Raw genomic sequence first — 12765 nt, forward strand, 5'->3', positions numbered from 1 at the left:
CAAAGGTACCTTCTTTCATGTCACAACCAGCCATCGCCGACTACGTCGTAGTCGGCGCCGGATCCTCCGGTGCAGTACTCGCCAATCGGCTCAGCGCCGACCCGCGCAACACCGTCGTAGTGCTCGAAGCGGGCCCGGAGGACAAGAACAAATTCGCCCACATCCCCGCGGCCTTCTCCAAACTGTTCCGCAGTGACGTGGATTGGAACTACGACACCGAACCTCAGAGCGAACTGCGGGACCGCAGCATCTACTGGCCCCGCGGCAAGATGCTCGGTGGATCTTCGTCGATGAACGCGATGATGTGGGTCCGCGGGTTCGCCGCCGACTACGACGAGTGGGCCTCCCTGTCGGACTCCTCCTGGTCGTTCGAGAACGTAGTACCGTACTTCCGCAAGATCGAAAGCATCGAAGCGACAAAGGAACTCGATGCGGGTACCGGCGGACCGATGATCGTGTCGAACCAACGCAGTCCGCGCGCATCGACCACCTCCTTCCTCGACGCCGTCCAGGAAGCCGGATATCCCGTCGAGACGGCCAACCGTGCCGAGCCCAAGGGCTTCTCGCAGACCATGGTCAACCAGAAAAGCGGTGCCCGCTGGAGCACTGCCGACGCGTACCTCGCACCGATTCGCAAGCGGCCCAACCTGACCATCCTCACCGAAGCTCACGCCACGCGAGTCGTCGTCGAAGGGTCCGCCGCCGTCGGCGTCGAATACACCAAGGACGGGATCACCCACACCGTCCGCGCCGCCAAGGAAGTGATTCTCGCCGGGGGCGCAATCAATACGCCACAATTGCTGATGCTCTCGGGTATCGGCGACAGAGCGCAACTGGCCGCACACGGCATTAGGGTGCAGCACCACGCACCGGAGGTCGGTAAGAACCTGACCGATCACCTGTGTGCGCTCATCGGCTGGAAGACCGAATTCGATTCACTGTTCCACGCCGAGAAAATCCCCCAGCTCGTCAACTACCTGGCTCGCCGACGCGGCATGCTCACCTCGAACGTCGCCGAAGCCTACGGATTCATCAAGAGTCGAGACGAAGTACCGTTCCCCGACGTCGAGCTCATCTACGCCCCCGCCCCGTTCTTCGACGAGGGACTCATCGCGCCGGACACGCACGCCGCCGTCATCGGGGCAGTGCTGCTCAAACCGGTGAGCCGCGGTGAGATCGGTCTTCGTTCCGCCGACCCACTGGCCAAAGCCGTCATCGAACCTCGCTACCTCAGCGATCCCGACGGCACCGATCGGCGCGCAATGATCGAGGGATTGCGGGCATGCACGACTATCGCCTCACAACCGTCCCTCAAAAAGCTGCTCGGCGACATAGTCCGACCACGCGTGAAAGCAGACATCTCGACCGAGGACCTGCTGACCGAAGCCCTCGAGCAAAACGCACACACCCTCTACCACCCGGTGAGCACCTGCCGGATGGGAAGCGACAGCTCGAGCGTCGTCACCCCGGATCTCCGGGTCCGCGGCGTCGAGAACTTACGGGTCGCGGACGCGTCGATCATGCCGACGATCATCCGCGGCCACACGCACGCGCCGAGCGTACTGATCGGCGAAAGGGCCGCGGACCTGGTGCTGCGCTGAGGTGACTGGTCACATGCCCGTCGCCACCGGACGAGCCGGATCGCCTGACCATTGTGACCACGACCCCGGATAGAGGGCGGCATCTATTCCGGCGATGGCCAGCGCGGCCACCTGATGGGCGGCCGTGATGCCGGAACCGCAGTACACCCCGACCTGCGGCTTCACCCCGCCGAACCGTTCGCGGAGCGCTTCCGCCGACAGGAATCGCCCGTCCGCGTCGAGGTTGGCGCTGGTCGGAGCACTGATGGCACCGGGTATGTGGCCGGCCCGCGGATCCACCGGCTCGGACTCGCCCGCGTACCGTTCCGCGGCCCGCGCGTCGAGCAGCGTTCCAGACTCTGCGAGTGCGGCTGCTTCCTCGGTCGTGAGCGTCGGCAAATGTCCCGCACCGAGCTGGACATCCCCTGGTGCCGACGCGACCTCCTCGCCCGCGGAGGTGTCGTTACCTGCGGCGATCCAGGCTGCCAGACCGCCGTCGAGCAGGGTTACCTCGTCGAAGCCGGCCCACTTCAGCAGCCACCACGCCCGCGCCGCAGCGAGGTTGCCTGTGTTGTCGTAAACGACGACGGGCACACCGGTGGTGACGCCCCAGCGTCGCGCGGCGGCCTGCAGTCTCTCGATGGAGGGGAGGGGATGTCTGCCCTCGGGGGAGGCGGGTTCGGCGAGTTCGTTTTCCAGGTCGACGAACACCGCGCCCGGGATATGCGCGTCGCGATAGTGCCGTCGACCGTCCGAATCTCCAAGGGCCCAGCGAACATCGAGGACTACGGGCGGAACGAGGCTACGCAGTTCAGACTTCAGGTCGGTGGCATCAAGAGTCTCCTGTGGCATGCGTGAATTTTGCTCCACTTTTGCTCCGAATCGACGGAAACCCGCCCAGCCGAAGCGAAAGTGGAGCAAAATTCACGGCACTAAGCAAACCGGACCACCGGTTACGAGGGTGTTAGGTAACGGTCCGGCAACGGTCACGTATCGAACTCGACTCGGGCCTACTACGAATGTTCGGATCGGACATTCTGCCCATATTTCCGTGTTTCTACGTGAGAACATTTGCCTACCAAGGTAATTTGCCGTGCTGTTCGTCCGGGTCGGGAAGCCCGAATACGAGATTTCAACGGTTCGGCATGCCGGAACTACGTACCGGACTAAGATCGGACCCATCCGGAACGGACCCTGCGGCGAATTACCTACAACGCTCAACACTTGAGCCAACGAAAGGTAGATCCTCACATGATCTCGATCCGTAAAGTTATGGCCGCCACTGCAATCGGCGCAATGACCCTCGTACCTCTCGCCGCATGCTCGAGTGACGACTCATCGAGCACCTCCTCCAGCACCACCTCGGCCGCTGCCGCCGAGACCACCGAGTCGATGCCGGCACCAGCTGCCGAGGTCGATGACCTCAGCAAGGGCGTCAGCACCGCTGTCGCACTCGACGCAGGCTTCACCGGCGCCCTGACGACACTCGGCCTCACCCCCGGAGTTGTCGGAACCGCCACTCTGGCAGACGGATCCATCGTCTTCCCGATCACCGGTGGAGACGTCAAGTACTGGGAGCCGGGCACAGTCGATCCCTACGTTCAGGGTGAGATCATGCACAACGGAAGCGGCTTGTCGCTGACCGCCGGTGAGACCGTCGTCGAGCTCACCGACTTCGACATCGATCCGGGCACCTCGGTTCTTACCGGAACCGTCACCGTCAACGGTGCCGTTGCTGCCGAAGATGCAGTCCTCTTCGACCTCGACGGCCGCACACTGCAGCCGTTGGCAACCGGCCCGAACGACACCGCGATCCTGACCGGCACCGAGGTCAAGATCTCCGAGACCGCCGCCGGCCTGCTGAACGACACGTTCAAGACCGACGCTGTCACCCCCGGCCTGCTCGTGGGCGTTGCAACCATCACCATCGCAACCGCGTAAATGAACGACGAAACCGTCCGCGCGAAGTCCCCGCACATGGCGGCCTCGCGCGGACGGTTTCGTAGTCCGCTCCGAGGCCCCTGGCTCACCTCGATCTTCGGGGCCGTACTGCTCGCCGGCCTGCCCATCGTCATCCTTACCGGGCTTGCCTCCTACATAGCGTATGGCCCACAATTCGGCCAAGCCCTTCCGACAGATGTCGGCTGGCTGCGGCTCCCCTACTTCGACTGGCCCACCAACCCATCGTGGTTGTACCGCTTCACCCAAGGTCTGCACGTCGGCCTCGGATTGATTCTGGTTCCGATCGTGTTGGCCAAACTGTGGTCGGTCATACCCAAGCTGTTCGTGACGCCTCCGATCCGCTCGGTCTCTCAAGCACTGGAACGGCTTTCCCTGCTCGCGCTCGTCGGCGGGATCCTGTTCGAGATCGTTACCGGAGTTCTCAACATCCAGTACGACTACATCTTCGGCTTCAGCTTCTACACCGCCCACTACTGGGGCGCATGGATCTTTATCGCCGGTTTCGTCTCGCACGCGATCATCAAGACTCCGTTGATGTTTCGCACTCTTCGCTCCCGCTCGCTCATCCAGGTCCTGAAGGACAAGCAGACCGAGCAGGAAGTCGATCCCGACGGATCCGACCTCATCGCCGAGGACCCCACCGATCCCACGATCAGCAGGCGCGGAGCGCTCGCCCTCGTCGGCGGTGGCGCACTGTTCGTCGCAGCCCTCACCGTGGGGCAGACCACTGGCGGGTTCCTCCGCAATGCCGCGATACTTCTTCCCCGCGGCCGGTCGTACGGAGACGGACCCAACGATTTCCAGATCAACCGCACAGCCTCCGCAGCCCGGATCACCGAGGACGCCACGGGCGCGAGCTGGACCCTCGAACTGACCGGAGGTGCGAGCGCGGTGACGTTCACCAGAGAAGCCCTCCTGCGGATGGAGCAGCACACCGCCGATCTACCCATCGCCTGCGTCGAAGGATGGTCGACGGTTCAGCGCTGGACCGGCGTCCGGTTACGTGACCTCGCGTCGGCAGCCGGCGTCGAGGATCTTCGGTCGGCGCAGGTCACCTCGATCGAGGAGAATGGGCCTTTCCGTCAGGCCACACTGCAGTCCAACCAGGTCCTCGACGCCGATTCACTGCTCGCACTGCAGGTCAACGGCGTCGACCTCTCCCCCGACCATGGGTACCCCGCGCGGATCATCGTCCCGGCCATGCCAGGAGTGCACAACACCAAATGGGTGAAGGCAATCGAATTCAGGAACGCGTGATGGCAGCGTTCACCCGCATCTACGGCGCCCGCCCCCTGCACCTACTTGCAGTGTGCTTCGCGTTGGCGCTGGTGGGGTACGTGGTCTACGTGGCGGGCATAGCTACGTTCTGGAATCGGAACGTCTGGTGGCAATCGATTGCAGTGTGGTTCGCCGGTGCCATCGTCGTGCACGACCTTCTTCTTTTTCCCCTGTATTCGCTCGCCGACCGCTCGCTCACTGCCGGACTCGACGCGATGCGCGGACGGGCACCCGCACTCACCTGGCGCGTATCCCCGCTCAACTACATCCGTGTCCCGCTCATGGGCACGGCGCTGACTTTCGTCCTGTTCTTTCCCGGAATCATTCAGCAAGGATCCGAAACATTTACTACCGCAACCGGATTGACGCAGGAGCCTTATCTCGGTCGCTGGCTGGTACTGACAGCGGTGCTGTTCGGAGTCAGCGCACTGGCGTACGCGATCCGTATCGCACAGACCTCGAACAGGAGAGCGACGTGAGAGTGACGGCAGACGAACTGTTCAGCAGAGCCTCCTGTGGTTTGCCCTGTTGGATGGGGCACTCGAACGGAACCCGTGAGCCGCTGCCCACTGCTCGCTGGATGGGCGGTCCGGCATCGAGCACCGAAGACCGAATCGCCGACGGCCGGATGATCGGCCACTGCAACGGCCCCACCCTCGACCTCGGCTGTGGGCCCGGTCGACTCACCGAGGGCCTGGCGCGACGCGGCATCTCTGCACTGGGCGTCGACACCTCGAAGAAGGCCGTCGATCTGACGGTCGGGCGCGGTGGACGGGCGGTACTTCGCGATCTGTTCGAGCCCTTACCCAATGCCGGTGACTGGGCCTGCGTCTTGCTGGCCGACGGAAACATCGGCATCGGCGGCGACCCTGTCCGCTTGCTTCGCCGAGCCGCGGAGCTCATTCGACCCGACGGCGCCGTCATCGCCGAGGTCCACGCGCCCGGCGCCGCCGAAGTACAACCACAGACAGTTCGCTGGGAGACCGACACGATGGTGGGTGAGTGGTTCGCGTGGGCGAGCGTCAGCGCCAACGCAACCTATGCCATCGCACACGCCGCAGGCCTCGCCGTAGTCGATATCGCACCGATCCACGGACGGTTCTTCGCACGGTTGGAGCGTGCTTAACCGCCCGCGCAGCGCATCACCAGTTGGTGAAGAGCAGATGGTTGATTGCAAGTGCCACGAGAACCTGCAATCCCAACCAGAACCGGTGCGTGCGTTGCGGAAGCACTGCGGGCGCCAGGAGCATCCACATGGCGAACGGCAACCAGATGCGCTCGGTTTCGGCTTTGCTCAGCTGACTCAGATCTGCCATCACCACGGCCGCAAGCCCGGCGATGACCAGAAGATTGATCGGCTGCACCCGAGTGAAGATGCGCGGAAACGCAGCAGGAACGGCAATCCCGAGCGCGCAGAACAACGCCGCGAAGTTGGCCCAACCCCAGTACTCGAACGGTCGGTCGGTCGCGATGCCCTGGTAGTAACGCTCCTGCACGAGCTCGTAGCCGTCGAACCACCAGAAGCCGTAGGCAGTGAAGATCGCCGCCACGACGAGCGCACCCGCGAGCGCACCGAGAAGCGACCACACGGCCGGCCGCAGCGCGCGCCCGGCGACAAGGACCGCAACCGCCGGGAGCGCCATCAACCCGAGGCCGTAATTGAGATAGACGCCGAAGCCCAGAAGCACACCAGCAGCAAGCGATACAGGCCAGCGGTTCTTCTGCGTCGAGAGAGCGAGCAACGCGATTCCCCAGGCCACCACGCCGGCGTAGAACGCGTCGGCAGACACTGCGATCCAGACAGCTGCGGGCGCAAGCGCCACGAACGGGGCTGCACGACGCGCCATCGTCTCGTCGCCGAGAGCACGGACGGTCACGATGAGCGCCATAGTGGCGCTGGTGCCGACGAGTACACACAACCATGCCGCCCACGCACCGCCGCTGAGCCCGAGTCGATCAAGCCACACGAACGTCAGCAGCGCGCCCGGCGGATGGCCGGACACATGCGTCGTCCACGAGTCGGCCTGGTAGTCGAGGATGCGTTCGGAGAAACCCTGCAGCGTCGCCGGTATATCGGTGATGTCGGGAACTTCGTGGAGATACTCGTCGGTGGAGGACAAGCGCGTGGAGAATCCGCGTCGCCAGCCGTCGACCATGGCCAGCGCCATCGTCCACGCCAGCGACACGCCCCAGGTGAGCGGAAGCAGCTTCCGCCACGACAGTCTGCGCGCAATCTCCGGCCCCCACAGGACGCCCGCGATCGCGATGAGAATCGCGAACGGAGTGCCCCAGCCGAGGTGAAGCTCACGGAAGCCGAAAAGCGGTGCGGCATCGGCGAAATCACGAACCTGCTGCGGGGTGCGGTTGATGATCGGCGTGATCAGCTCGTTGTCCAGATACGGGACCACGAATGCCACTGCGACGAGCGCAACGGCGAGGACAGCCGCGATAGATTCTCTCCAGTACCGGATAGCGTTCACCTAACGTTGCGATCCACGTGGAAATCTCGAACATCGATGGGCTCAGCATACCGAGGACGGAAATGAATCAATGACATCAACGCCGACAACAACTTCGCACCGAGCCGACATCGCGGTCATCGGTGGTAGCGGTTTCTACTCGTTCTTCGGGGAAGACGCGCAGTCGGTCACGATCGACACGCCGTACGGTTCGACGAGCGGGCCCATCACGATCGGCGACGTCGACGGCCGTACCGTCGCATTTCTTCCGCGGCACGGTGCTCGTCACGAGTACTCCCCGCACACTCTCCCCTACCGCGCCAACATGTGGGCCATGCGCATGCTCGGAGTGCAGCGCATCTTCGCCCCGTGTGCCGTCGGGAGCCTGCTCCCCGAATACGGGCCCGGAACAGTGGTGATTCCCGACCAACTCGTCGATCGCACGAGCGGGCGCCCGCAGACCTACTTCGACAACGGCGGAATCCACCTCGAATTCGCCGATCCGTACTGCGCCGACCTACGCGCCGCGGCGCTACAGCCCGGCACCGTCGATGGCGGCACGATGGTGGTCGTCGAGGGCCCTAGATTCTCCACCCGCGCCGAGAGCCAGTGGTATGCCCGTCAGGGGTGGACACTGGTGAACATGACCGGACACCCCGAGGCGGTACTGGCCCGAGAACTCGAATTGTGTTACGCCCCCATCGCTCTCGTCACGGACCTCGATGCGGGGATCGAGGCAGGGCAAGGAGTTCGAGCAGTCGACGTGTTCGCCGAATTCCAGAAGAACATCGAGCCACTGAAAACTTTGGTTCGATCGGCTATCAGCGCCGCACTGATGGGCCCATGCGAATCGTGCCGCGTGCACGAGGGCGTCGACCTTCCGATCGAGCTGCCATGACTCGCGTATTGCTCACCGGGGCAGCCGGATTCATCGGCGGACATATCCTCGGCGCACTCCGACCCAGCTACGACGTCGTCGCGATCGACGCATTTCTTCCCTCCGCGCACGGAAGCGATCGACCGATCCCGGGTATCGAGAGGGTCGACGTCCGTGACCACGACTCACTCGTGGACGTGCTGACCGGCGTCGACGCGGTGTGTCACCAGGCTGCCGTCGTCGGCGCAGGCGTCGACGCCGCAGACGCACCCGCGTATGCAAGCCACAACGATTTCGGCACCGCCGTACTGCTCTCGGCAATGGCCGAAGCGGGCTGCACACGCTTGGTGCTGGCGTCCTCGATGGTCGTCTACGGCGAGGGGCGATACACCAATGCTGCGGGCGAGACGGTGGTGCCCGGTCCGCGCACGCGCGGAGATCTCGACGAAGGCCGCTTCGACAACATCGACCCGAATACCGGCGACACCCTGGATTGGGCTCTGGTGACCGAGGATTCGGCATTGCAGCCACGAAGCACATACGCCGCGAGCAAGCTTGCACAGGAAAACTACGCACTCGCCTGGTCCCTCGCCACCGGCGGCTCGGTGACCGCACTTCGGTACCACAACGTCTACGGACCGAACATGCCACGCAACACTCCGTACTCCGGCGTCGCAGCGATGTTCCGATCCTCACTCGAAGCCGGACGGCCACCACAGGTGTACGAGGACGGATTGCAAGCACGCGACTTCGTGCACGTCTCCGACGTCGCCACGGCGAACGTACTGTCCATCGCAGCCGATCTGCCCGGATTCACCGCACTCAATGTGTCCTCGGGTCATCCGATCACCATCGGCGAAGTGGCAACCGCACTGTCCCAGGCCTGCGGCGGCCCAGCGCCCGAAGTGACCGGACAGTACCGCTCCGGGGACGTGCGGCACGTGGTGGCCAGCCCCGAATCCGCCCGCACCGCAATCGGATTCGACGCCGCGATCTCGCCGTTCGACGGTCTGCGCGAGTTCGCAACCGCACCGCTTCGCGACGCCGAAGGCACCGGTGCCCCGCGTGTTTGAGCCGACCGATGTCACCGTGGTGATTCCCTGCATGAACGAGGAAGGCTCGCTCCCCGGCGTCCTCGCCGACATGCCCGCCGGCTACCGCGTCATCGTCGTCGACAACAATTCCGTGGACGACACCGCCGACGTTGCTCGATCACACGGCGCCGTCGTCGTGCAGGAGTCCGTGCCCGGTTACGGATCAGCGGTACATGCCGGAATTCTCGCCGCCGAAACCGAAGTCGTGTGCGTTCTCGACGGCGACGGCTCGATGGATCCACGTGAGCTACCCCTGCTGGTCACCGCCCTCGAAGAGGCGGATCTCGCCGTGGGTCGACGCAAGACCGTCCGCGGAAACTCACCGATCCACGCGCGAATCGGCAATGCCGTCCTGGCCCTTCGGCTTCGAACCAAGTACAAACTGCCCGTCCACGACCTCGGCGCAATCCGCGCAGTACGACGCCAAGCACTTCTCGACCTCGGCGTGACCGACCGCCGATCCGGCTACCCGCTGCAACTACTCGTCCTCGCCTCGAAAGCCGGCTGGACGGTCGTCGAACACGACGTCTCCTACAGTCCACGGACAGCAGGTACCTCGAAGGTGTCCGGCTCGGTCAAGGGAACCGTCGTCGCGGTGCGGGACTTCTGGAAGGTGCTCTCGTGAAAGTAACCGCCCTCGTCGTCGCCAAAGCTCCCGTACCCGGACTCGCGAAAACCCGACTCGCGAAAACCCTCGGCGACGACATGGCCGCCGACATCGCTGCCGCCGCCCTGCTCGACACCCTCGACGCCGTATCCGCCGCCGACTTCGACGAGCGCATCGTCGCCACGACCGGGGACCTCGCCCTGGCGAGCCGACATGAAGAGATAACCGCGGAACTGGCGTCGTACATCGTGATTCCGCAGCGGGGCGACGGTTTCGGCGAGCGGCTGCGTTACGCGCACGAGGATGCTGCCGCATCGGGCAATCCTGTCTTTCAGATCGGGATGGACACTCCCCAAGTGACGGTGACCCTGCTGAACGAGGCCGCGATGCAGCTCACCGAGCCGGGGCGATCGGTGCTCGGCATGGCCGAGGACGGCGGTTGGTGGGGATTGGGCATCGCAGATCCCGCGCTCGCACGCGGGCTACTCGAAGTGACGATGTCCAGTCCCATGACGGGCGCCGATACTCGCAGGGCTCTCGAAGCACTCGGCGCGAACATCGGGTCACTGCCGATTCTGCGTGACGTCGACCACGCCTCGGACCTCGATATAGTCGCAGCTCAGTGCCTGGACGGCAGTCGGTTCCGAAGGGCGGTCGAGCAGGTCGTTCGGCACTTGTAGAGGTAGCCGCTACCGGTCCGTAACCAATCCGTGACTACTTTCGATCGCATTGCAACAATCGAAAAGCTTAGTTTCTCCGCGCATTCTCAGATATCGGTGCTAGAAAGACCATGTGCTTGGAATCCTCATCGGTATAGCCGTCTGGTTGGTGGTGGCCCTCGCGGTCGCCGTCGTACTGGGCCGCGTTGCGCGTCGTGCCGATTCCGAGGAACTCGGATCCACTTTGGACTGGGATACCGCAGACGTCGACGAGTCCGTTCCGCACGACTGATTCTCGTCTCGGCAGTAACGGACTTCGTGCTTGCTTTCCCTACGCTGACCAACCCATTTACTTTGCCGAAAGAACAAAAAAGCCCGCTCGACCGGTGAAACCTCGAGTTATGCTTCCCGCGGTCTGTTTGAAGAACTCGAATGAAAGCCGGGGGGCTAGTGAAACGTTTCACGTCGGTCGCTGTTGCTGTTGTGGTCACATCTCTTGTGATTGCCGGTCCTGCATCGGCCAATCCGAACATCGTCAATCCGATTCCAGGACTGAACGGTGTCTTCGGCCTCCCGCAGCTCACCGGACGCACCGTGGCCGTCGCGCAGGCCACCGGAATGTCCAGTCCGAACGAGACTCAGAACGTCAACATGCTGGGCACCGACCTCGGCATCATGTGGGACAACGGTAACGGCGAGATCCTGACCGCCTTCGGTGATACGGCAGGCCTCGGGCTGCCAAACCTTTTGCAGGGGAGCCTGTGGTCCTGGCGCAGCAGCGCGCTCGTGCGGAGCCACGACGGCAACCTGACCGATGGCATGAGCTTCGACAGCATCGTCAAGGACCCACTCGGCCAGGCCAAAGAACTGGTACCGAGCCCCAAGATCCCCTTCATCGAGATCAGCCGCATCCCTACTGCCGGTGTCGCGCTCGGCCAGAATCAGTTCATGAGTTTGATGTCGGTCAGGGACTGGGGTCAGCCCGGACATTGGGAAACCAACTACTCCTCGATCGCAGTATCCGGTGACAACGGCGAGAACTGGACCGTCCACCCGGAGACTCAACGTCCGAGCGACGGCGGAAACCGCAATTTCCAGCAGAACGCCTTCCTGAAGGACGGCGGCTTCGTCTACGAGTACGGCACGCCTCCCGGGCGGGGCAACTCCGGCTACGTCTCACGCGTACTCGAAAAAGACATCCTGAACCTCGCCGCGTACGAATATTGGACCGGCGCCGAGTGGAAGAAGGGCGACCCCGCCCTCGCGGCCCCCATAGTCGGCGACGTCGGCGAGCTGTCCGTCGCGTACAACCAGTACCTCGGTCAATACTTGATGCTGACCACGGACGCTTCCGATTCGATCGTCATGCGACGCTCCCCGTCGCCCGTCGGCCCGTGGAGCCCGCCCGAGGTGCTCGTCGACACCAATCAGCTTCGCAGTGCGTACGCCCCCTACATTCACCCGTGGTCCTCGGGTCCTGACCTGTACTTCCTCGCCACGGTGCACCAGAACTACAACGTCCTGCTCCTGCGCACCACGCTGTGACGCGTCGGCGACATATGGTCGTCGCAATGGATGCAACAGCGTGGGACAACAAATATGCGGCCGCCGACCTGGTCTACGGATCGCCTCCTAACCAGGCGCTGGTCGAATACGCCACCGCGCTTCCGCGTGGGCGGGCGTTGGACCTGGCGGCCGGTGAGGGCAGGAACGCCCTGTGGCTGGCCACCCGTGGATGGGAGGTCACCGCCGTCGACTTCTCGGCCGTCGGGCTCGAGAAGGGGCGGCGGATCGCCGCGAAATCGCCCAAGTCGGTACGAGATCGACTTACTTGGGTTCACGCGGATGTGACCAAGCTCTCAGCCGAGCCCGGCTATGACCTGGTCCTCGTTCTCTACCTTCATCTACCCCCGGAACAACGCCGACGGGCGATTCGCAGCGCGATCGGCGCCCTGAAACCTGACGGAATCCTCATGATTCTCGGTCACCACTCACTCAACATCACCGACGGCGTCGGCGGGCCACAGGAACCCGAAATACTTTATACGCCTGAGGATTTGATCTCCGATGTCGATAACTTGGGCGTGGTGATCAGGGCCGAGAAGCGCCTGCGGGACACCGATCACGGCACCGCGATCGACGCTTTACTACTCGCGAGTAGATCCCCTCTTGGCAGCGGGAATGAACGGGGGTAATATCCAGTTATGTTACCGACGAGTAGCTAACTTGGGCGGTACTCACGAGACCGC

14 protein-coding genes are annotated in these 12765 nt (G+C 63.6%); 12 read left to right on the plus strand and 2 right to left on the minus strand.

Annotation, left to right across the window (positions count from 1 at the left end):
* The first annotated feature begins 17 nt into the window (after positions 1-17).
* Complete coding sequence (locus tag ABIB36_RS03465) at positions 18-1601, plus strand: GMC family oxidoreductase (protein ID WP_354559164.1); 1584 nt, start codon at positions 18-20, stop codon at positions 1599-1601.
* Between the two features lie 9 nt (positions 1602-1610).
* Here the strand turns inward: ABIB36_RS03465 and ABIB36_RS03470 are convergent, their stop codons facing one another.
* Positions 1611-2432 (minus strand): sulfurtransferase, encoded by an 822-nt coding sequence (locus ABIB36_RS03470; protein ID WP_354559165.1) that lies wholly within the window; start codon positions 2430-2432, stop codon positions 1611-1613.
* A gap of 399 nt (positions 2433-2831) precedes the next feature.
* Here ABIB36_RS03470 and ABIB36_RS03475 point away from each other — a divergent pair, with 399 nt between their 5' ends.
* Genes ABIB36_RS03475 through ABIB36_RS03490 form a run of 4 tightly spaced genes read left to right on the plus strand, consistent with a single transcriptional unit; the run spans position 2832 to position 5946 of the window.
* The gene (locus tag ABIB36_RS03475; RefSeq protein ID WP_354559166.1) at positions 2832-3521 is read left to right on the plus strand and encodes a hypothetical protein; all 690 of its coding nucleotides are present in this window, start codon (positions 2832-2834) and stop codon (positions 3519-3521) included.
* The gene (locus ABIB36_RS03480; RefSeq protein WP_354559167.1) at positions 3522-4799 is read left to right on the plus strand and encodes a molybdopterin-dependent oxidoreductase; all 1278 of its coding nucleotides are present in this window, start codon (positions 3522-3524) and stop codon (positions 4797-4799) included.
* Positions 4799-5299, plus strand: coding sequence for a hypothetical protein (locus tag ABIB36_RS03485; RefSeq protein WP_084347328.1), 501 nt, complete (start codon positions 4799-4801; stop codon positions 5297-5299). Before ABIB36_RS03480 ends, ABIB36_RS03485 begins: the two co-directional genes overlap by 1 nt.
* Positions 5300-5352: 53 nt before the next feature.
* The gene (locus ABIB36_RS03490) at positions 5353-5946 is read left to right on the plus strand and encodes a methyltransferase domain-containing protein (protein ID WP_354559168.1); all 594 of its coding nucleotides are present in this window, start codon (positions 5353-5355) and stop codon (positions 5944-5946) included.
* Between the two features lie 16 nt (positions 5947-5962).
* Here the strand turns inward: ABIB36_RS03490 and ABIB36_RS03495 are convergent, their stop codons facing one another.
* Positions 5963-7300, minus strand: a complete 1338-nt coding sequence (locus tag ABIB36_RS03495) for a hypothetical protein (RefSeq protein ID WP_354559169.1) — start codon at positions 7298-7300, stop codon at positions 5963-5965.
* 70 nt (positions 7301-7370) lie between these two features.
* Between ABIB36_RS03495 and ABIB36_RS03500 the strand changes: the two genes are divergently transcribed.
* The 7 genes from ABIB36_RS03500 (at position 7371) to ABIB36_RS03530 (ending at position 12711) form a co-directional block, all read left to right on the plus strand.
* Positions 7371-8177, plus strand: coding sequence for an S-methyl-5'-thioadenosine phosphorylase (locus tag ABIB36_RS03500; RefSeq protein WP_354559170.1), 807 nt, complete (start codon positions 7371-7373; stop codon positions 8175-8177).
* Positions 8174-9229 (plus strand): NAD-dependent epimerase/dehydratase family protein, encoded by a 1056-nt coding sequence (locus tag ABIB36_RS03505; RefSeq protein WP_354559171.1) that lies wholly within the window; start codon positions 8174-8176, stop codon positions 9227-9229. The genes ABIB36_RS03500 and ABIB36_RS03505 overlap by 4 nt, the downstream gene beginning before the upstream one ends.
* Positions 9222-9875, plus strand: a complete 654-nt coding sequence (locus ABIB36_RS03510) for a glycosyltransferase family 2 protein (RefSeq protein WP_354559172.1) — start codon at positions 9222-9224, stop codon at positions 9873-9875. The genes ABIB36_RS03505 and ABIB36_RS03510 overlap by 8 nt, the downstream gene beginning before the upstream one ends.
* Positions 9872-10537 carry a TIGR04282 family arsenosugar biosynthesis glycosyltransferase gene (locus ABIB36_RS03515; RefSeq protein ID WP_354559173.1) on the plus strand — a complete coding sequence of 222 codons (666 nt, stop codon included), beginning with the start codon at positions 9872-9874 and terminating at the stop codon, positions 10535-10537. Before ABIB36_RS03510 ends, ABIB36_RS03515 begins: the two co-directional genes overlap by 4 nt.
* Positions 10538-10649: 112 nt before the next feature.
* A complete protein-coding gene (locus ABIB36_RS03520) occupies positions 10650-10808 on the plus strand; it encodes a hypothetical protein (RefSeq protein WP_179142330.1) in 159 nt (52 codons plus the stop codon).
* 140 nt (positions 10809-10948) lie between these two features.
* On the plus strand, positions 10949-12061 hold the full coding sequence (locus ABIB36_RS03525) for a glycoside hydrolase family 183 protein (RefSeq protein ID WP_354559174.1): 1113 nt from the start codon (positions 10949-10951) through the stop codon (positions 12059-12061).
* A 26-nt stretch (positions 12062-12087) separates the two neighbouring features.
* On the plus strand, positions 12088-12711 hold the full coding sequence (locus ABIB36_RS03530) for a class I SAM-dependent methyltransferase (RefSeq protein WP_084347485.1): 624 nt from the start codon (positions 12088-12090) through the stop codon (positions 12709-12711).
* The last annotated feature ends 54 nt before the right edge of the window (positions 12712-12765 follow it).

The sequence above is a fragment of the Rhodococcus sp. UYP9 genome (assembly GCF_040547235.1).
In the GTDB taxonomy this organism is placed as follows: Bacteria; Actinomycetota; Actinomycetes; order Mycobacteriales; family Mycobacteriaceae; genus Rhodococcoides.